The sequence below is a fragment of the Furfurilactobacillus rossiae genome (genome assembly GCF_013394005.1).
GTDB lineage: Bacteria > Bacillota > Bacilli > Lactobacillales > Lactobacillaceae > Furfurilactobacillus > Furfurilactobacillus rossiae.
On record NZ_CP040586.1, the window covers coordinates 861,641 to 879,916 of the forward strand.

Annotated in this window: 20 protein-coding genes and 1 riboswitch; of the genes, 13 read left to right on the forward strand and 7 right to left on the reverse strand. The window is 43.1% G+C overall.

Annotated elements, in window-relative coordinates; genetic code table 11:
• Nucleotides 1-320 precede the first annotated feature (320 nt).
• From LROSL1_RS03990 to LROSL1_RS04030, 9 genes are all read left to right on the forward strand, one after another.
• The gene (locus tag LROSL1_RS03990) at nt 321-734 is read left to right on the forward strand and encodes a PTS sugar transporter subunit IIA (RefSeq protein ID WP_178913828.1); all 414 of its coding nucleotides are present in this window, start codon (nt 321-323) and stop codon (nt 732-734) included.
• Nucleotides 734-1,228, forward strand: coding sequence for a PTS system mannose/fructose/N-acetylgalactosamine-transporter subunit IIB (locus LROSL1_RS03995; protein WP_017262609.1), 495 nt, complete (start codon nt 734-736; stop codon nt 1,226-1,228). The genes LROSL1_RS03990 and LROSL1_RS03995 overlap by 1 nt, the downstream gene beginning before the upstream one ends.
• A gap of 84 nt (nt 1,229-1,312) precedes the next feature.
• On the forward strand, nt 1,313-2,305 hold the full coding sequence (locus LROSL1_RS04000; protein WP_017262610.1) for a PTS sugar transporter subunit IIB: 993 nt from the start codon (nt 1,313-1,315) through the stop codon (nt 2,303-2,305).
• Nucleotides 2,306-2,335: 30 nt separating this feature from the next.
• Complete coding sequence (locus tag LROSL1_RS04005) at nt 2,336-3,145, forward strand: PTS mannose/fructose/sorbose transporter subunit IIC (RefSeq protein ID WP_017262611.1); 810 nt, start codon at nt 2,336-2,338, stop codon at nt 3,143-3,145.
• 21 nt (nt 3,146-3,166) lie between these two features.
• A complete protein-coding gene (locus tag LROSL1_RS04010) occupies nt 3,167-4,102 on the forward strand; it encodes a PTS system mannose/fructose/sorbose family transporter subunit IID (protein ID WP_178913829.1) in 936 nt (311 codons plus the stop codon).
• A gap of 155 nt (nt 4,103-4,257) precedes the next feature.
• Nucleotides 4,258-4,662: a DUF956 family protein gene (locus tag LROSL1_RS04015; RefSeq protein ID WP_178913830.1), complete on the forward strand. Its 405-nt coding sequence runs from the start codon at nt 4,258-4,260 to the stop codon at nt 4,660-4,662.
• A 140-nt stretch (nt 4,663-4,802) separates the two neighbouring features.
• Nucleotides 4,803-5,750, forward strand: a complete 948-nt coding sequence (locus LROSL1_RS04020; RefSeq protein WP_178913831.1) for an AEC family transporter — start codon at nt 4,803-4,805, stop codon at nt 5,748-5,750.
• 243 nt (nt 5,751-5,993) lie between these two features.
• Nucleotides 5,994-7,130, forward strand: coding sequence for a LysM peptidoglycan-binding domain-containing protein (locus tag LROSL1_RS04025; protein ID WP_178913832.1), 1,137 nt, complete (start codon nt 5,994-5,996; stop codon nt 7,128-7,130).
• A 150-nt stretch (nt 7,131-7,280) separates the two neighbouring features.
• Nucleotides 7,281-7,958 (forward strand): 2,3-bisphosphoglycerate-dependent phosphoglycerate mutase, encoded by a 678-nt coding sequence (locus tag LROSL1_RS04030; RefSeq protein ID WP_017262616.1) that lies wholly within the window; start codon nt 7,281-7,283, stop codon nt 7,956-7,958.
• Nucleotides 7,959-8,016: 58 nt separating this feature from the next.
• On the opposite strand, the gene LROSL1_RS04035 is transcribed toward LROSL1_RS04030, so the two are convergent.
• The 3 genes from LROSL1_RS04035 to LROSL1_RS04045 form a co-directional block, all read right to left on the reverse strand.
• Complete coding sequence (locus LROSL1_RS04035) at nt 8,017-9,372, reverse strand: sensor histidine kinase (protein WP_178913833.1); 1,356 nt, start codon at nt 9,370-9,372, stop codon at nt 8,017-8,019.
• Nucleotides 9,369-10,055, reverse strand: coding sequence for a response regulator transcription factor (locus LROSL1_RS04040; protein WP_017262618.1), 687 nt, complete (start codon nt 10,053-10,055; stop codon nt 9,369-9,371). The genes LROSL1_RS04035 and LROSL1_RS04040 overlap by 4 nt, the downstream gene beginning before the upstream one ends.
• An 81-nt stretch (nt 10,056-10,136) precedes the next feature.
• Nucleotides 10,137-10,430: a hypothetical protein gene (locus LROSL1_RS04045; RefSeq protein WP_178913834.1), complete on the reverse strand. Its 294-nt coding sequence runs from the start codon at nt 10,428-10,430 to the stop codon at nt 10,137-10,139.
• 386 nt (nt 10,431-10,816) lie between these two features.
• Between LROSL1_RS04045 and LROSL1_RS04050 the strand changes: the two genes are divergently transcribed.
• Nucleotides 10,817-12,022, forward strand: a complete 1,206-nt coding sequence (locus LROSL1_RS04050) for an IS110 family RNA-guided transposase (protein ID WP_225440509.1) — start codon at nt 10,817-10,819, stop codon at nt 12,020-12,022.
• 234 nt (nt 12,023-12,256) lie between these two features.
• On the opposite strand, the gene LROSL1_RS04055 is transcribed toward LROSL1_RS04050, so the two are convergent.
• The 3 genes from LROSL1_RS04055 to LROSL1_RS04065 all read right to left on the reverse strand — a co-directional run bounded on the left by LROSL1_RS04055 (nt 12,257) and on the right by LROSL1_RS04065 (nt 14,574).
• Nucleotides 12,257-13,579 (reverse strand): C1 family peptidase, encoded by a 1,323-nt coding sequence (locus LROSL1_RS04055; protein WP_404825512.1) that lies wholly within the window; start codon nt 13,577-13,579, stop codon nt 12,257-12,259.
• A gap of 229 nt (nt 13,580-13,808) precedes the next feature.
• Nucleotides 13,809-14,363 carry a GNAT family N-acetyltransferase gene (locus LROSL1_RS04060; protein WP_178913835.1) on the reverse strand — a complete coding sequence of 185 codons (555 nt, stop codon included), beginning with the start codon at nt 14,361-14,363 and terminating at the stop codon, nt 13,809-13,811.
• A gap of 73 nt (nt 14,364-14,436) precedes the next feature.
• Nucleotides 14,437-14,574, reverse strand: coding sequence for a hypothetical protein (locus tag LROSL1_RS04065; protein WP_155817618.1), 138 nt, complete (start codon nt 14,572-14,574; stop codon nt 14,437-14,439).
• A gap of 590 nt (nt 14,575-15,164) precedes the next feature.
• Here LROSL1_RS04065 and LROSL1_RS04070 point away from each other — a divergent pair.
• On the forward strand, nt 15,165-15,623 hold the full coding sequence (locus LROSL1_RS04070) for a MarR family winged helix-turn-helix transcriptional regulator (protein WP_178913836.1): 459 nt from the start codon (nt 15,165-15,167) through the stop codon (nt 15,621-15,623).
• Nucleotides 15,624-15,881: 258 nt separating this feature from the next.
• On the opposite strand, the gene LROSL1_RS04075 is transcribed toward LROSL1_RS04070, so the two are convergent.
• Entirely contained in the window at nt 15,882-16,679 is a 798-nt protein-coding gene (locus LROSL1_RS04075; RefSeq protein WP_017262623.1) for a lp_1002 family arylesterase, read from the reverse strand.
• Nucleotides 16,680-16,772: 93 nt separating this feature from the next.
• On the opposite strand from LROSL1_RS04075, the gene LROSL1_RS04080 reads away from it, so the two are divergent.
• Both LROSL1_RS04080 and LROSL1_RS04085 read left to right on the forward strand, forming a co-directional pair.
• Nucleotides 16,773-17,318 (forward strand): GNAT family N-acetyltransferase, encoded by a 546-nt coding sequence (locus LROSL1_RS04080; protein WP_017262624.1) that lies wholly within the window; start codon nt 16,773-16,775, stop codon nt 17,316-17,318.
• A gap of 107 nt (nt 17,319-17,425) precedes the next feature.
• Nucleotides 17,426-17,950, forward strand: coding sequence for an Rrf2 family transcriptional regulator (locus LROSL1_RS04085; RefSeq protein WP_017262625.1), 525 nt, complete (start codon nt 17,426-17,428; stop codon nt 17,948-17,950).
• Between the two features lie 98 nt (nt 17,951-18,048).
• Nucleotides 18,049-18,232: riboswitch (Lysine riboswitch) on the forward strand.
• Nucleotides 18,233-18,276 lie beyond the last annotated feature (44 nt).

The window sequence follows — 18,276 nt, forward strand, 5'->3', positions numbered from 1 at the left end:
AAAATCAAAAATTTTTTAAAAACAGAAAATGCCCGTCTATCAACCTGTCTAGTCCATTTTGAAACTTTTCGGACACTTAGGGGGTGATTTGTACTTGATGTAAGCGCTTCACTACGGTATGCTAGTCACGTGCTTAAGATATTAGGGACAAGCTTTCACGTACATATCAAGATGGTTTCAACGGATTTTTGTAAACAGGATTGTAAGCGCTTTACTGACAATCATTTAACGGCTATAATACGTATGTAGTGAAAAAGTCAATCTTGTGCCATATAATTGACATTGTTCCTGATTAAGTCGTGAAGGGAGGTGCACGCGAAATGCTAGCAATTGTTTTAGCCAGTCATGGTAGTTTTGCGGACGGCATCAAGCAATCGGCCACGATGATTTTCGGCGACCAGCAGAAAGTGGCTACCGTGACGTTCATGCCAGATGAAGGTCCAGATGACTTGAAAAAGAAGTTTGACCGGACACTGGCAAGTTTTGACGAAGATGATCAGGTGTTGTTCCTCGTTGATTTGTGGGGTGGGTCACCGTTCAATGTTGCTAGTCGGATCGTTGCCGAGCACACGGACCGGATGGGTCTAATCACTGGTTTGAATCTGGCAATGCTGATTGAGGCGTATACCGTTCGCAACCAAACATTGGATCAGGTGGTCCCGCACTTAGAGGAAATCGCTAAGGCAGGCGTTAAACATTTAGATTTAACGACACCTGACGAGGAGGTCAACTAATGAGCATGGACATTCGGTTGGTAAGAATTGATTCACGATTATTGCATGGTCAGGTGGCTACGGTTTGGACAAAGGCAATCTCTCCAGATCGCATCCTGGTTGTGTCAGACGGCGTTGCTAAGGATAACTTGAGGAAAACGTTGATCACGCAAGCTGCACCAGCTGGTGTAGAGGTCAATGTGATTCCGGTTGATAAATTGATTTCAGTTTATCAGGATCCACGGTTTGACCAAGTCAAGGCGTTCTTGTTGTTCGAAACTCCGCGCGATGTGCTACGCGTTGTTAAAAGCGGCGTTGAGATTAAATCCGTTAACATCGGTAGCCTGAGCTTTACGGATGGCAAAAAGATGGTTACGGATGCCGTTGCAATTGGTGGAGATGATGCACAAACTTTCCGCGAATTGCATAATGCGGGCGTCGAATTGGAAGTACGAAAGGTGCCAACGGATAAAAAACGTGATTTAATGGCGTTGTTGGCGCAGGAAGGCATCTGATTTGATTTCCAGTAGCGTTTAGTTAAAACTAAATGTTGCGAATGATTAATGGCTTCACATTTTATTAATTTAGGAGGGACACACATGGTAGGGATTATCTTAGCCAGTCATGGCGGCTTTGCTGAAGGTATTTACCAATCAGGTGAAATGATCTTCGGCAAACAGGAGAACGTGCAAACGGTCACCTTGCTGCCAAGTGAAGGCCCAGATGATGTCCACGCCAAGTTCGAAAAAGCAGTATCAACGTTTGATGATCAAGATCAAGTGTTGATTCTGATCGACCTTTGGGGTGGAACACCATTTAATCAGGCAAACAGCCTGTTTGAAGAACACAAGGATAAGTGGGCTATTGTGACCGGCATGAACTTGCCAATGGTCATTGAAGCTTACGGTTCCCGGATGACAATGGATAACGCACATGAAATTGCTGCGCATATCCTACAAACGGCAAAAGATGGTGTACGCATCAAGCCAGAGTCGTTACAGCCAAAGGAAGAAGCATCCAAGGCTGATACTGGCAGTAACCAGCCAAAAGCCGCAATTGCGCCAGGAACAGTCTTAGGCGATGGGCACATTAAGTTTGGATTGGTACGTGTCGACTCACGTCTACTTCACGGGCAAGTTGCCACTGCATGGACCCGTTCTGTTAATCCAGACCGCATTATCGTTGTTTCAGATAATGTTGCCAAGGATAAGCTACGTAAGAACATGATCGTTGAGGCAACACCACCGGGTGTTAAAGCCAACGTTATCCCAGTCGACAAGATGATTGAGGTTGCCAAGGATCCTCGTTTTGGTGCCACAAAGGCGTTGGTTTTGTTTGAAACACCAGAAGACGCATTACGTGCCATTCAGGGTGGTGTGGATATCAAGACGTTGAATATCGGCTCAATGGCTCACTCAGCTGGCAAAGTTGCTGTCAGCAAGGTTCTGTCACTTGGTAAAGAAGACGTTGAGACCTTCGATAAACTTAAGCAAGCGGGCATTAAGTTCGACGTTCGGAAAGTGCCGGATGATTCATCAGCCAACATGGACGACATCGTTGAAAAGGCTCGTAAAGAACTACAAAATTCATAATTTTTACCACATAGATAGGAGGATTTTCAAATGTCTGCTATATCAATGATTCTTGTTGTAATCGTTGCATTCTTTGCCGGCATGGAAGGAATCTTGGATGAATTTGAATTTCATCAACCCTTAATCGCTTGTACGTTAATTGGCTTAGTTACAGGTCAATTGACAGCCGGACTTATTTTGGGTGGTTCCCTTCAAATGATTGCCTTAGGTTGGGCAAACATTGGTGCCGCTGTTGCACCCGATGCCGCATTGGCATCAGTCGCATCTGCTATTATTTTGGTTCAAGGTGGTCAAGGAACTAAGGGTATTGGTTCAGCTATCGCGATTGCGATTCCACTGGCCGTTGCCGGTTTGTTCTTAACCATGATTGTTCGTACCATCACGGTTGCTATCATCCACATTATGGATGCAGCGGCTGAAAAAGGTAACTACCGCACGATTGATATGTGGCAAGTAATTTGTATTTGTTTACAAGGTTTGCGGATTGCGATTCCAGCAGCGTTACTGCTGATTATCCCAGCTTCACAAGTTCGGGCAATGCTTGAAGCAATGCCTGCATGGTTATCAGATGGGATGGCCATTGGTGGTGGCATGGTTGTTGCCGTTGGGTACGCCATGGTTATCAACATGATGGCTTCTTCCGAAGTTTGGCCTTTCTTCGCAATTGGTTTTGCACTTGCTGCATTGACTGACCTGACTCTAATTGCTATTGGTACTATCGGCCTTTCCATGGCTCTGATGTACTTGAAGCTCGATGAACATGGTTCAAATGGCGGTAACGGAGGCGGTGGCAACAATAACACCGGTGATCCGTTAGGCGACATTTTGGACGACTATTAAAATTAGGGGAGGGAAACGAAAATGGCTGATAATAAAACTGATACTAAAAAGATTAGTTTAACAAGAAACGACCGTTTAAAGGTTGCTTGGCGGTCAACGTTCATTCAAGGTTCTTGGAACTATGAACGTATGCAAAACGGTGGTTGGCTATATTCACTCATGCCTGCCCTGAACAAGTTATATACAAAAAAAGAAGACCGAATTGCCGCTTACAAACGTCATTTGGAATTCTTCAATACTCACCCATACTTAGCTTCACCAATTATTGGTGTTACGCTAGCCTTAGAAGAAGATCGTGCCAATGGTGCGCCCGTTGACGATGTTGCCATTCAAGGGGTTAAAGTTGGGATGATGGGTCCGTTAGCCGGTGTTGGTGACCCAGTCTTCTGGTACACCGTTCGTCCTATTGTTGGTGCCTTAGGTGCATCATTGGCGATTGCCGGTAACATTGTCGGACCAATTCTGTTCTTCGTTCTTTGGAACTTAATCCGTTGGGCATTTATGTGGTACACCCAAGAATTTGGTTACCGTGCCGGTTCACGGATTACCGATGACTTATCTGGTGGTTTATTACAGAAAGTTACTCGTGGCGCTTCCATGATGGGGATGTTTGTTATTGGAGCCCTGATTCAACGTTGGGTTAAGATTGACTTCAAGCCCGTTGTTTCACGGATTACCCAACAAAAAGGTGCCTTCATTGATTGGAATAAATTGCCAAAGGGCGCCAATGGAATCAAAGAAGCCTTAACTCAATACAACTTGGGTAAAGGTTTGTCATTAGATAAAGTTAAAGTAACGACATTGCAAGATAACTTGGATCAATTGATTCCTGGTTTAGCTGCTCTGTTACTGACCTTCTTATGTATGTGGTTATTAAAGAAGAAAGTTTCACCAATCATCATCATTCTTGGTATTTTCATCTTTGGTATTTTACTTCACGTGGTTGGTTGGCTTTAATCAAAAGTTACGGTTTGTTAGGGGCACTCATTTTCGGGCAACCGAAAGTAAGTGCCCTTGGCATTATAAATAAGTTATTGTTGCTGCGTTTGAAAATCGTGATTAACGTAGTATGATGCGGATAGGCGTTTGAATACAGGTTAGGAGAGAAGAACATGGTTGAATCACTGAATACAAAGGTTGAAATGGTTATCGATGGTACTTCCTATATGGGGCTGGGCGACTACGGCAAGATTATGGTCGGTGATAAGGCCTTTGAGTTTTACAACGATCGTGACAGCAATAAGTTTATCCAGATTCCATGGGAGGATGTCGATTTAGTGATCGCCTCTGTGATGTTCAAGGGTAAAGTGATTCCTCGTTATGCGCTTCAAACAACTCGGAACGGAACTTACAAGTTTTCCTCACGACATCCTAAAGCTGTGCTTCGTGCCATTCGTAATCACGTTGATGCGGATCATATTGTTCGTTCGCTGACGTTCTTTCAGGTTATGCGCCGTAATCTAAAGGCACTGTTCACCCGGCGCCCACATCAAGGAAACAAAAGCAACAGTAATTAACCGTCAAAATTGTAAACGCCATGTACTGTCACTTGCTGGCAGTATGTGGTGTTTTTGCTTTTTAATCACGTTAAAAGGGAGTGCTATACTAGAAATCATTAACTAAAATATTAACTAATAGAAAGAATGACTGTAAATTCATGGGAATCTTTTTTGAAAGTGCACAGGGTGTTTTAATTATTATTCTGATGGTGACTGTGGGATATGTCCTCGCAGGCAAAGGGTGGTTCAATGAGAACTCAACGAGATTGTTGGCTAAGTTGGTCACCCAGATAGCTTTGCCCCCATACATGATAATTTCTATTACACGGGATTTTTCCAAACGCGAATTGTATGCCTTATTGCCTGATTTACGTTTCCCTGTCATTTCAATGATGCTGCTGATGATTCTTGCGTGGGGACTGGTGTATGTGTTGCGAATCGATCCCAGCCGCAGGGGGCTTTTTACCTCCATGTTTTTTAATTCCAACACGGTGTTTGTTGGGCTACCAATTAACATGGCCATCTTTGGCACTAAGAGCTTGCCATACGTTTTGGTATATTACATGGCCAATACGACGATCTTTTGGACGATCGGCGTTTACTTTATTCAACGTGATGGCTCAGTGGGAGAGCATCTTACGTTTGGCATGATTTTGCGTAAAATTTTCTCTGCGCCACTGATTGGGTTCATGATTGGGGTTGTTCTTGTCTTGATCAATGTGCATTTGCCAAAATTCTTGAACCAAACGTTCACGTATCTGGGTGGTTTGACGATACCGTTATCCATGCTCTTCATAGGTGTTTCCGTGTACAATGCGGGCCTTAAGAATATGCGGTTGAATCGAAGCAGCTTGGGTGTCTTGTCTGGGCGGTTCATCTTTGCGCCGGTTTTGATGATATTACTTGTTATGCATGCAGACATGCCGACACTGATGAAGCAAGTTTTCATTCTGCAGTCCTGTATGCCGGTAATGACAAACGCACCTGTGGTTGCTAAGTTGTATCATGCAGACGCTGATTTTGCATCAATTATGGTTACAGAAACGACACTAATGTCACTTATCGTGGTCCCAATCATGATGGTTTTAATTCAAAAAGTGGTTTGATCCTTAGGAAATTCGTAATAACTTCACTTTTTCTTAATTTTTTTGTGCCCGCATGTTTGACAATAAGTTGCGTTAAACCGCGTTTTCAAGAACTTTTCACGGTACGATGTAACACTGCTGTAACATTCGTAACAAAGTGTTATATGGCTGGTATGGACCTGTTACACGCGAAGACTAGTATTAATCACAGTAATTGCTACATAGAGTCGTTCAAACGGGATGAATTGTTTAGGAGTGAATAACGTGAAAAAGTCTATTAAAAATGTATTATTAACAACTGCTGGTGCTGCCAGCGTCTTGGCTGGTGTTCAATTATCAGCTAATGCTTCAACTGTAAAATCAATTAAAGGTGACACTGTGTGGGCCTTTGCACAAAAAAACCACACCACTGTTGATGCCATTGTGCAGGCGAACCATTTGACTGATGCCAACTTAATCTATGTTGACCAGGACTTGATTATTCCTGATGATAATGACAGCAAGACGTCATCATCACAAGCTAGTCAAGCTGCGCCAACTGCTAGTCAGGCCACAAGTCAAGCTGCAACATCAGCTACCAGTGCTGATGCTAACGGAGACTATACAGTTGTTGCTGGTGACACGTTAAATGCCATCGCTTCTAAAACAGGTAAGTCAGTTTCTGACTTAGCTTCATTGAACGGTATCTCAAACGTTAACGTTTTGATGGTTGGTCAAGTACTGCACACAACTGGTACTGCTTCACAAGCTGCTAGCCAAGCACCTGCTTCACAAGCTGCTAGCCAAGCACCTGCTTCACAAGCTAGTCAAGCATCGCAAGCTAGCCAAGCACCTGCTTCACAGGCAAGCCAAGCATCACAAGCTAGCCAAGCACCTGCATCTCAGGCTTCACAGGCAACTAGTGTTGCTAGTCAGGCTGCTTCCCAAGCACCAGCTTCCCAAGCCTCACAAGCTCAGACTTCACAAGCCGCACCTGCTACAAACAATGACACTACAGCGACTAATGTCAACACGCCAGCACCTGCTGCAGCCTCAACTGCCTTTGGTGGTGCTCAGGCTGCCGGTACTGCCGGCTTCTACAGCGGTGTTCAAGGTTACCCAGCTGGCCAATGTACTGCCTTTGTAGCTGGTATCTTACAGGCTGAAGGTATTTCTAGTTCTAAGTGGGCTTACCTTGGTAATGGTAATGCTTGGGGTGCTAACGCTGCTGCTCGTGGCGTTGCAGTTAACCAAACACCAACTGCCGGTTCAGTTGCATTCTTTGGCTACATGCACGTTGCTTATGTTACTGGCGTTAACGGTAACGGTACGGTTAACATCATCGAAGGTAACTTCAATGGTCAATCCTACAACGCACGGACTATCTCTGCTAGCGAAGCTGCTGGATACATCCACTTCTAAATTGAATTTTATTACGAGAATCGTCCTTGTGGCGATTCTTTTTTGTTTGAACTAGTTTCACTTCACCTTACTGGCATGGTACGATAATTAGTGTGAACTAATAACACGTCAGGCTAAGTAGAAGAATTAAGACGAGTTGGGATGAGAGAAATGGTAGAGTTGGTTATTATTCGTCATGGTGAGAGTACGGCAAATCGTGACAATATTTATACAGGGTGGACCGACGTTCCGTTGACACCTAAGGGAATCGAGCAGGCACAGCAGGCTGGCAAAGTTCTGGCATCAACTGGGTTACAATTTACAGATGTGCATACTTCTTTGCTACAACGTGCAATACAAACAACCCACCTAGTACTGGACGAAATTCATCAACTTTGGATTCCTGAACACAAAAGTTGGCGTTTAAACGAGCGTCATTATGGCGCCTTACGTGGACTTAATAAAGATCAAACACGAATTCAGTTCGGTGCAGACCAGGTGGCCAAGTGGCGCAGAAGTTTCAACGTTGTGCCGCCACTTTTGGACCAGCCAGATCATTTGGACGACAGGCGATACGCTAGTTTTCCAAAGACGATTTTGACGCGTGGTGAAAGTTTAGCCATGGCCTATGACCGTTTGATACCATATTGGGTGGACGAAATCGCACCACGTCTCCTTGATGGTCACAATCAACTGGTTGTGGCTCATGGCAGCACCCTGAGAGCGTTAATCAAGTATTTGGACCATGTTAGCGACGCAGACATTAGTAAGGTCGAGGTACCCAATGCAGAGCCAATCCACTATACGTTTGATGAACATTTAAATGTAATTAATAAACAGATTTTGTGATTTTTAACTATAACAAAAGGGATTGCCAACATTTGCGTGAGCACATGTCGGAAACCCCTTATTTTTTTGGCTTTGTTAGTGGGAAGCTAATGGTAAAAATGGTTCCTTGTGGATGATTATCAGTGACAGTGACTTTACCACGGTGACTGTCAATGATCCACTTAGCAATAGAGAGACCGAGACCGTTGCCGCCGGTGGCGCGACTTCTTGATTTATCAACACGATAGAAGCGGTCAAAAACGTGCGCTTTATCTTGGTCTTTGATGCCTATACCCGTGTCTTTTACTTGAAGTTCCCAACGATTGTTAACGACTCGAGCCGAGAAACTGATTGTTGCACCTGCCTCGGTGTATTTCAGCGCGTTATCCAAGAAAATGACAATCAATTGGTGGATTCGTTGCTTGTCGATCACTAAATCGCGGTCAAGCTGAATGTTTTCCTCAAAGTGTTTATCCTGGCTGTCCGCAATTTCTGAGTACGGTTGAATGACCGTTTCCAAAAATGGCGCCATCGCGACAGACTCGGTTCGAATCTGTGTCATATCCGAATCTGAACGCGCTAGTAACAGTAAGTCACTGGTTAGCGAATTCAAACGTCTTACTTCAGACAGGGACATGGTGATTTGTTCGGTTTGATCCATGACCTTATCATTTGGGCGGGTTAACATCATTTCGAGTTTATTTTGGATGACAGTCAGTGGTGTCCGTAATTCATGGGCAGCATTGGCTACGAATTCGCGCTGTCGTTGCCAAGATCGGAGAATTGGCCGCATATTGAGACGCGCCAGCACATAACTCAGTAAGATTGAAATTAACCAGAAGGTCACCATCGTCCACAATAGCGTGCGTTTGAATACATCGACAGAAACGTGTTCAGAATCGGTGTTAGTCACAATCATCACGTAGTAGCCGCCATAACCCAACGCATTGTTAGCAGCCGGAACTTTGATTGTCATCGTGCGAAAGTTGTTTTGGCCGTTCACGCGGATGTCGCGCAGTTCATTCAAATGATGTGGATTGAGTTTGATTTGCTGAAGCACATTAACATAATCGTTTTGAGAACCCGTCTTTTTCTTTTTTTTCGGCTGGTTAGCTGAGTTATTTGCGTTTGGTGTGCCAGCCATCGGATTGCCATTGATGAGTGTACCGTCTGAGTCAAACACCAGCAGTGACGTTCGAAAAGCAATGGCCCGGTATGCGTCCTGGCTAGCCGGACCGCCAGTGACACGTTGGCCAAGCAATATTTGCCGTTGCACCTTAATTCCACGAGTAACACTTTGATAAATAGACGGCTGAAAAACCTGCCACAAGATAGTGCCTAATGTAAGAAAGATGACGGCGAAACTGATGAGTTCACTGACGAATAGCCACCATTGTTGTTTGCCGAAGGCGTGTTGTGCTTGTTTCGTTTTCACTGTTCTGCTCCCACAAGGTAACCAGCGTTACGCAATGTTTTGATGTATGCGTCCGCACCGGTTGGCTTGAGTTTCTTTCTGAGGTTTGAAACGTAAACTTCGACTACTGTAATGGATGTTTCAGAATCAAATCCCCAGAGGCGATCAAAGATTTGATCTTTGGTCACAATCGTTCCCTGATTCTGAATAAAGTACACCAGTAAATCGAATTCTTTGCCGTTCAATTGCACAGGGTTGTCATTAACAGTAACGGCATGGTTTTGTAAATTGATACTGATGCTACCCATAGTTAGAATATTTTCGTTTAGAAAGCTACCACTACGTTTTAGTAGTGCTCGCACCCTTAACAGAAGTTCTTCACGATGGAAAGGCTTAGTGAGATAGTCATCTGCACCTAAGTTAAAGCCACGAATTTTGTCATCCAAACCGTCCTTGGCGGTTAAAAACAAAACAGGTACATCTAAGTGCTGTTCGCGAATGGCCTTGAGTACATCCAGACCACTTTCCAGTGGCAACATCCAATCGAGAATGATGAGATCGTAAATTCCCTGAGTGGCCATGAATTCACCGTCTTCACCGTCAAATGCCTGGTCACAAGCAATCACGTCGGTAAGCAGTTCCTTGATGCTGTCTGACACAGTGTGGTCATCTTCAACAATTAAGCCTCGTGCAAGTTGTTGCATAATTTGTCTCCCCCTCGAAGATAATAATTCCCTAGTTGTTAAACTTGTTTTATCAAAATGTAAATTTAGTTTGGCATTGGTTTACTTTTGATTATTGTAGTCGAAAATGCCTTCCGATGCGACTGCTGGAACTAAACGATTGGATGGATTAACTAGCCAACCGTTGTCACAGAGTTGGTGATAAGTCTTGGTAACAGGTACCCAGATTCCTTCACGTAAAATGTCAGCGATGGTGGCCCAAAATAATGGATCACGCTTTTGTTGGCGTGTGACGTTCACTTCAAACTTTTGACCAGTTTCTGTTTCGGCCACAAGGGTAGGGCATTGTGCCACAATAACTTTTGCTGAAATTAAATCACGAGAATCTTTTAACATATCGATCACTCCATTCGAACACAAGATGTTTAGTTCGTTCCGATTACTTTGGAACATGATTAATCATATTGAATGCAACATAAAGGGAGCTTAAAAGCTAGAAAAGAAAAAGTAAAGGGCCGTGGAAAATGGCAAATAAAAACAGACTAACCTTAGTGGCGAGAAATGATTCGACGGAATCGTTTCTCGCCACTTTTAGTTTCTGTTAAAGTGGTGGTGAAGTTGACAAGCCGTGGTAGTTTTTGGCGCTTTGACGTCGTAATAAAAAATGGCAACTTCACCGGTATGATCCAAATTTGTTCTTAGTCTGTTGGCCTTCAGGTCGTGTTTTGAAAATTAAATTGATCATATTAACGTGGAACAACTTCAGAAAGATGGTGAATCAAATGACAGTCGCATTTGGTCTTGATGTTAGTAAGGCTACTTCGGCAGTAGCCATAGTGAATGATGGTGTCACCGTTAAACAATTCAAGATTGATAATAACTGGTTTGGCTTTCAAAACTTACTCAAAGAGATGAAAGAGTACGCAAAACCGCAAATCGTGTTTGAAGCCACAGGTGTATACTCTCGTCGGGTACAGCGATTTCTAGAAGATAATCATTATGCTTATACGCGTTTGAATCCATTGGCTGCCAAAAAGCAGTTAGATAGCCTACGGCCAAATAAGACAGACAATAACGATGCTTTGCATTTAGCTCAAACACAGCTCGTTATAAAGCGTCGATTGGAATATTACCAGAAGCCGGTTTACCACGACTTGATGGACGATAGTCACTTCTATGAACAACTCAATGAAGATGTCGTTCGTGAGAAGAATCGATTACATCGTAGTTTACAATTAACTTTCCCGGAAATAGAATCTTTGCTTAGTAGACCGGATGGCGAACAATACTGGAACATCGTGCAGCGTTATCCACACCCCGATCTGCTTGAAGAACTCAGTCCAGACGGATTAGGAAAAATAATCATGGAAACGACTCCCAAGAATATTTCTCTAAATCGCGCGATCATGGTCGCAAAGAAATTACTCCATCTAGCACAAGCATCGTATCCAGCGGATCGCGTTGAGGCACCGTCGGTGTCGCAGACGCGCTACCACGCTAAACGAGTCAGCGAACTAACCCGTCATAAACAACAGCTGATTAAAGCCATGACAGCGTTAGCTAAGTCCCTTCCAGAGTTTGATATTTTAATGAGTATCCCTGGATTTGCGGAGACAACCACTGTGTTATTAATCGGTGAACTGGGCGATATTCGGCGTTTCAGTAGCTCTAATAAGCTCAATGCCTTTATTGGCATTGACTTACGCCATTATGAATCCGGCGAATTCGTGGCCGCTGACCATATCAGTAAGCGTGGTGACACATTTGCCCGTAAGCTACTATTTCGCACAATCAGTAATATCGCGACGGTCGCTCACTACCATCCGAATCATATTAACGACTTTTATCAACGCAGAAAAAAACAATCTCCTCAGTCAGGGACTAAGAGGATTGCCATCGCTGCGATGGGTCGCCTGTTACGAACGATTTACCATCTCGTGATTACGAATCAGATGTATATATACGGCGTCAAGCGCCAATCATTCTGATTACGTCTATAGTGTACTAGCCTTACTCAAAAAATAAAATGGCTAAGGTCTATTTAGTGTACTCAAAAATCGTATTCCAAACTGTTCAAATCGCAAAGAAACCGTTTTGAATCCCTAAGTTCAAATCAATTCAAAGACATAAATACTGCTAGACCTATATTAATACTTGACTAGAGGTAGAAAAAACTGTGAGCGTTAACTCACAGTTTTTATCATGCACTAAATGTGCACTTATTAAGCTAAGGCACCCATTGGATCCCAAGGCTGTAACATTTTAGGTTCTTGTTCCTGAGCCTTTTGCAGGTTTTCAGGCATGAAGTTCTTGTTAACAACAACTTGGTAACAATATTCATCCATCCAAGCATCGCTCATGACAAAGTAACCTTTGTCACCAACTTTATCGCCCCAAGAGTTTTCAACCTTCCACTTAGTTGGCTTGCCATCGACAAGATCAACACCAGTCAATACCATGGCGTGAGTCATCAGACTTTCGCCGTAGTCCAATCGTTCAGCTTTGCTCATGGAGAAGTCAACGTCGAATAATTCATCCTTAGCGTAAACCTTAGTATCCATGATGCCGTTCTTACGGTCAGAACTTTGACCAACATCACAACCGAACCAAACACTTTGGCCGGCTTGTAATTGTGCAATGGCCATTTGTTTGAAGTCTTCCATTGAAACGTTCAAATGTTTAACTTCACGGCCACCGACTACGTTACCTAACATTTCAACGGTGTAGGTCTTGTTATATTCCTTGTCATCAGTTGGCGCATTGATGATAGAAACGTATTGAGACAGATCCCACTTAACATACTTGTCGTAGAATGTTTTAGGCGTTAAACCGCGATCAATATGGTATTCCTTGTTACTGTCACGGTATTCGAAATCAAACTTAGTGACAGGTTCACCGAAACTGTAAGACAGGATGCGATAGACTTCTTGTAACTTACGGTCTTTCATTTCGTCAATTTCTGCGCGGCTGGCCTTGTTAGCGACCAGTTCACGGAATTCAACGGCATCTTTACGTAACTTCAGGTTTAACAAACTATTGATCTGACCAGAAGCAGATGAGTTAAAGGTTTCTGGCATTGCAGATTGTGGCACGACTCCATATTTTTCAATGATGGCGCAAATCATGTCCCATTGGCCGCCGTCTTGTTGAGGTGTTTCCATCAAAAAGGCGACTTTACGGTCATCTAATGGTTTGTCAGCTGTATTGATGACGTTTTCGTAAAAGTAGTTAGCCTTTTCGAACTTGTCCCAGAAGTAGGTGTAGTTTTGGGATAATTCAAAGTCACCAGGCAGGTTGAAGGTATCCTTCATAGCGTGGCGCATAGTGTTTAGTGCGGCAAACATCCAACAACGACCACTTTGCTTCTGGTTGGCAACATGACCAGTATCCAAGTCAATGGAGAAAATTGGTGTCATGTTGACGTTAGCAATGTCGTCTTGGGCAGTTGCTAGAATACCGTTCTTCTTAACGGCTCGTTCCAAAACAGAGGCGTCCTTGCGTTCTGATAATTCGTTTTCGTAACGGCGAATTTGATCAGGTGTAATTTCAGTACTCAAATGGATCACTCCTTTTTATATGCATGCAAACAGTATACTGCATTAGAAGAACATTAAAAAGAGGTGAGTAGGGGCAAACTAGATTTGTGCTTCCACAATGTGTGAAGTTACTAAACGAGAGGGGTTCATGAGGTTTCACGTTGTTGGCGCCGCATAGGTAATAATGAAAAAAGACAATCAGCAATTTTGCTGATTGTCTTTTTTCATGAATATTCAATTAACGGTCCAAGACCATGTCATAAGCGACATTCCGTTCGTCTGGTTGGCCGCCCGTGACGGGCACCAAACCGATGTATGAAAAACCATTCGTTTCGATCACATGTTGCATGCCGAAGTTTTGCGGATGAGTGTCAATCCGTACGCTCTCAACTTCTGGGTCAAGACGGATCTGTTCCAACATGAGATCAAAGAAATCATGTGTTAAGTGATGACCACGAGATGCTTTTGCCATGGCAACCCGGTGAATAGACACGTAATTTGTTTCTGTGCCAGTTACACGCCATGTGCCATCCGTGATTGCTTCGTATGGGTGATCGATACCCTTCACGAGAGAAGCAATTGCTAGAATTGTGCCTTCGTCGTCTTTTAAAGCAACGGTTTCGCCGCAATCAATATCGCCAGCGATGACGCTGTCTTCTGGATAACCATCTTGCCACTGGTTGATTCCTTGTTCTGCCAAGAAGTCACGGGCATCAGTAATGATGTCTTTAATTGCTGGTAGGTCGTTCATTTCTGCGAAGTGTAGAGTTACGTTAAGCGTTGATGTTGTCATGAGACTCGCTCCTTTTTATTGGTGACATAACAGAGACTATTCAGTAAACGTTACGTTCAGTGACTTATCAGTGTTATGGCACGCGCAATGTGCTGTTTAGAAACAGCCAGGTTGATTCACGAGGAATCATGACAGTGACCATATTATGGGTGGGTAACTCCTCATCAGTTACACTTTTCATTGGCTGGTCACTGCCTGATGAAAAGGTCATTTTGTCGACCACGAAAAAGCATTTTACACGGTTTACTTACAAAAGGCTAGTGTTTTGAACATTAATTTTTAACTCATAATTCCAATTATAAAAAGAGCTCCAAAAGCCTTTCAAATCAGCATATGTGAAACTTTCACAATGGTGCACAGAAAACTTTAATCAGACGCTACTGCAAAGTTTGCAAATGAATTGGCTAGTCGAAATATGGAACTGTTAAAAAGGGTGCAATCTACTAAGACGTTGTCAACAATCTTGTTGGGATTGAAATATTTGATAAAAATAACCGCACACAAGAAGTAATATTTTAGGTACTGAAACAAACAGTACAATAACTCATTATTGCTTAATACATCGTAAATGATTGGCTCATACATGTTTGCTGCCGATTAAAGCAGAGAACGCTTTATATTGCGTAACTCTTTAGCCTCGTTTCTCAAAAGAAGAGGTTTATGTGGGGTTGATTACATTGATTTAGGGATGAGTGAATTGAGCAAAAATAATGAGCTGAGGTAATGTTTGAATCGCATGAATTTTTAGGCACTAGCTTACAGACGCAAACCACTCTAGACACATCATTAGGAAGTTTAAATATGGCAAAACAGCAGACGGCTACACAAATTGTAATTGAAATGATGGAGGAAAGTTATCTACGTGATTTTCTCAAAGTTGAGCAACATTTAAAATGCATTGGAAAAAATCTTGGTGTTGGCTGGCGTGGATTATCCTTGATTAATCAGATTGCAAAAAATGATCGAATTACTTTAGATGTGTTGGCAAAACAAAATCATATTACCAAGGGTGCTATTTCTACACAAATAAAGACGTTGTTGCAATTTGGTCTAATTGAAGTTGAGGTTAGTCCGGGTGATCGGCGTCAGCATTTCATTCACCTTACACTCAAGGGAAAACGGGTGATCAAAGAATTAGATGTTCACGAAAAGAAAACAGTCGCGGCAATCCTTGAAGAAATGAGTCTCACAGAAATCACACAGTTGAGTCAATACTTTGAACACTTTGTAGCTGTGTTAGATCAAAATGTAGAAGACTAAAAATATTGTGTGACCGATTACGATTTCATTTCAGTTGATCATTTCGTATTGTGTCATGTCATCTTTATTAGGGACAAAAGTAGTGCTTATTTATTGATTCACCGATTTAACATTAAGCAAAATCGGTTTCAGACAGTAAAACGGACATTCAAGGGGAAATCTGAATGTCCGTTTTACTGTTTATTTGCGGTGCAAATTGTATTTACTGTTTGTAAATAACTTGTCAAAAATAAGCTATTAACTTAATGTGAAGACAACTTATTTGCTGAGTAAATCGTTTACCCATTCGATGGCCAAAGTTAACCAGTGGGCCACGTGTGGTAAATCTGTCCCGGGTTTCCACGCCGTAACGTTGTTGGCAAGTGCCAAACCGTGTGGTCCGTGGTTAAAGACATGGAGTTCAAGTGGTAAATTGTGATTATAACTTTCCTGAACGTACGATAGTGTGTTTGTTACAGGAACTGCTTGATCTTCATTGGTAACCCAAACGAAAACGGGCTTGTTTTTCACGGTGACGTGTTGTTCAGCGGCATATTTAGTTGGATCGTCAGTCCATTGGGCAATGGTTTTTTCATCCTTGGGGAAGCCTAATACTGGGCTGATGACGGGATAACCAAGGATGGCGCCGGCTGGTTCCAACACACTGGCGGTAGCGCCGGTGGCCTCACTTAACCAGGATGAGGACCAGTAATCATTGTAGAGTGCCACAATGTGACCACCCACCGACATCCCAAATGGAATAACAGCGTTATTGTCGATTGGCAAATCAGGATTTTGCTTGAGTTGACTAATTGTTTGACCGAGTTCAACTATCGGTGCTGGTAGTAGGGGTGTGACTTCGCCGACGAAGGAGTACCGTAAGTAGACGGCATTGAACCCCTTGGCAAAGAAGGCTAAGGCGACACTTTCGGCTTGTGCTTCAGGAATATGAGTGTACGAACCACCAGGAACAACTACAATAGTTGGAAAAGTGGTTTGACCTTGTTGACCGGGTCGATCTTGCATAAAACCTTTATAATAACTGTGCTGGTTTAACATTTTTTTGACAATTTGCATGACTTTCACCTCGTGTTTATGATAGAGCCCAAGGGTGACGGAGTGCAACTAATTCGTGATGTAACGGTAAAATTGATTTGGAAGGTAATGAGGATGGCAATAGCATTAAAAACGGCACGTTTAGAGCTACGAAGTATTCGAGAATCTGATTTATCGGCTTTCACTCAAATTGTCGGTAATCCACGTGTTGCGATGCCGGCGGGTTTCCAACCAGTTCATAACGAATTTGAAGCGCGTTTTTTAATGCGCCAAACATTAGGGCAACGCTGGATTTGGGGTGTTGCCCGTCAGACAGAGGACCAAATTATTGGTACTGTTGGGCTATACGGTAGAACAGGACATGATGGCGCATTGGTGCACGGTGAAAGAGATATTGGCTACATGCTTAACGAACATTTTTGGGGTCACGGATATATGCCTGAGGCGGTGATGGCGGTCTTAACATATGGCTTTGATCAAGGGTTGCAAGCGGTGTGGGGATCTTACTTTTCAGATAATGAACGCTCGGCGCGTATTTTTGAGCGATTTGGGTTTCAATTTGATCATGAGATTCAGCATTCTGCAACTGATTTTTTTGCGCCAGGAAAAACAGAGCGCTTTTTTCGGTTAACACCAAATGATTTTGCATTGCATCAGTGAAATGTGATCGAGGTTAATGGTTGAGTTACGTTTATCATTACTGTTTGGTATGCTATGATGGCAATGGTAAGTTATCTCTATCGTGATAATTAGGTTAGGAAGAAATTATGCAATTAACGAGGGGCTTTGAGCAGGCCGCATGTATTTTAGCGTTACTCGCAACCCAAGATACGAATGTACCCATCACATCTGAAGTCATTCACACTAGATTGGGTGGTTCACAAACATATATGCGAAAAATCATTCGCAAATTGGTCGTTGCTGGTCTAGTTAGATCCGTGTCTGGTAATCAAGGTGGATTTACGTTGGGGCGTAATTCACGTCAAATTACTGTTTGGGATGCGGTGGTGGCGACAGAGGGCGATATTCAAACATATCCCAACAATGGCTTGATTGATCGGGTATTCGATGATGTTGAACCACTGGCTAACCGTGGCACGCAGGTGTTGACAGACATTTTTGTTGCTGCAGATCAACAGTATAAACATGTATTACAAGAAACATCGGTTCATCGGATTTTAGTCCATATTTTTCAGTCACAAATTATCCCGACTGTTGATTGGAATGAAAGTACGGTTAACTATCCGAATTTTACTGCCAAACTAAAGGCACTTCTCCATGGAGAAAATTAGCGTTTTCTCGGGTAAATGGGTGATTGATTTGATGAATACGTTTTCATTTTCGCTGAAAGCCTTGCAATTTGTGGGGCTTCTTTTTATACTCTGTTTATATCGAATGAAGAGGTTGCGACAATCATGAGTCGCCAGGTCGAGAACGTACAGGTTCTGTAACGCTTGGTTAAAGGGTGCGTCGCCGAAATGAGTTACTGCTGTATCAGTATCTTGTTGGGACGTTGGTGAATAATCAACGAACTGTCGTGGTAAATAAAAACGCCACGGAGCGCTATCTAACGATTGACCAGGATGAATTTGACGGTCGGTTTGTTTAGCGTGTCTTT

Bases quoted from the DNA above. Each gene is read 5' to 3' on its own strand.
- LROSL1_RS04050 (WP_225440509.1), top strand. From the start codon at position 10,817: ATGACAGTCGCATTTGGTCTTGATGTTAGTAAGGCTACTTCGGCAGTA.
- LROSL1_RS04005 (WP_017262611.1), top strand. From the start codon at position 2,336: ATGTCTGCTATATCAATGATTCTTGTTGTAATCGTTGCATTCTTTGCC.
- LROSL1_RS04060 (WP_178913835.1), bottom strand. From the start codon at position 14,363: ATGACAACATCAACGCTTAACGTAACTCTACACTTCGCAGAAATGAAC.
- LROSL1_RS04075 (WP_017262623.1), bottom strand. From the start codon at position 16,679: ATGCAAATTGTCAAAAAAATGTTAAACCAGCACAGTTATTATAAAGGT.
- LROSL1_RS04085 (WP_017262625.1), top strand. From the start codon at position 17,426: ATGCAATTAACGAGGGGCTTTGAGCAGGCCGCATGTATTTTAGCGTTA.
- LROSL1_RS04070 (WP_178913836.1), top strand. From the start codon at position 15,165: ATGGCAAAACAGCAGACGGCTACACAAATTGTAATTGAAATGATGGAG.
- LROSL1_RS04010 (WP_178913829.1), top strand. From the start codon at position 3,167: ATGGCTGATAATAAAACTGATACTAAAAAGATTAGTTTAACAAGAAAC.
- LROSL1_RS04000 (WP_017262610.1), top strand. From the start codon at position 1,313: ATGGTAGGGATTATCTTAGCCAGTCATGGCGGCTTTGCTGAAGGTATT.
- LROSL1_RS04080 (WP_017262624.1), top strand. From the start codon at position 16,773: ATGGCAATAGCATTAAAAACGGCACGTTTAGAGCTACGAAGTATTCGA.
- LROSL1_RS04030 (WP_017262616.1), top strand. From the start codon at position 7,281: ATGGTAGAGTTGGTTATTATTCGTCATGGTGAGAGTACGGCAAATCGT.
- LROSL1_RS04020 (WP_178913831.1), top strand. From the start codon at position 4,803: ATGGGAATCTTTTTTGAAAGTGCACAGGGTGTTTTAATTATTATTCTG.
- LROSL1_RS04040 (WP_017262618.1), bottom strand. From the start codon at position 10,055: ATGCAACAACTTGCACGAGGCTTAATTGTTGAAGATGACCACACTGTG.
- LROSL1_RS04065 (WP_155817618.1), bottom strand. From the start codon at position 14,574: ATGACCTTTTCATCAGGCAGTGACCAGCCAATGAAAAGTGTAACTGAT.
- LROSL1_RS04015 (WP_178913830.1), top strand. From the start codon at position 4,258: ATGGTTGAATCACTGAATACAAAGGTTGAAATGGTTATCGATGGTACT.
- LROSL1_RS03990 (WP_178913828.1), top strand. From the start codon at position 321: ATGCTAGCAATTGTTTTAGCCAGTCATGGTAGTTTTGCGGACGGCATC.
- LROSL1_RS03995 (WP_017262609.1), top strand. From the start codon at position 734: ATGAGCATGGACATTCGGTTGGTAAGAATTGATTCACGATTATTGCAT.
- LROSL1_RS04045 (WP_178913834.1), bottom strand. From the start codon at position 10,430: ATGTTAAAAGATTCTCGTGATTTAATTTCAGCAAAAGTTATTGTGGCA.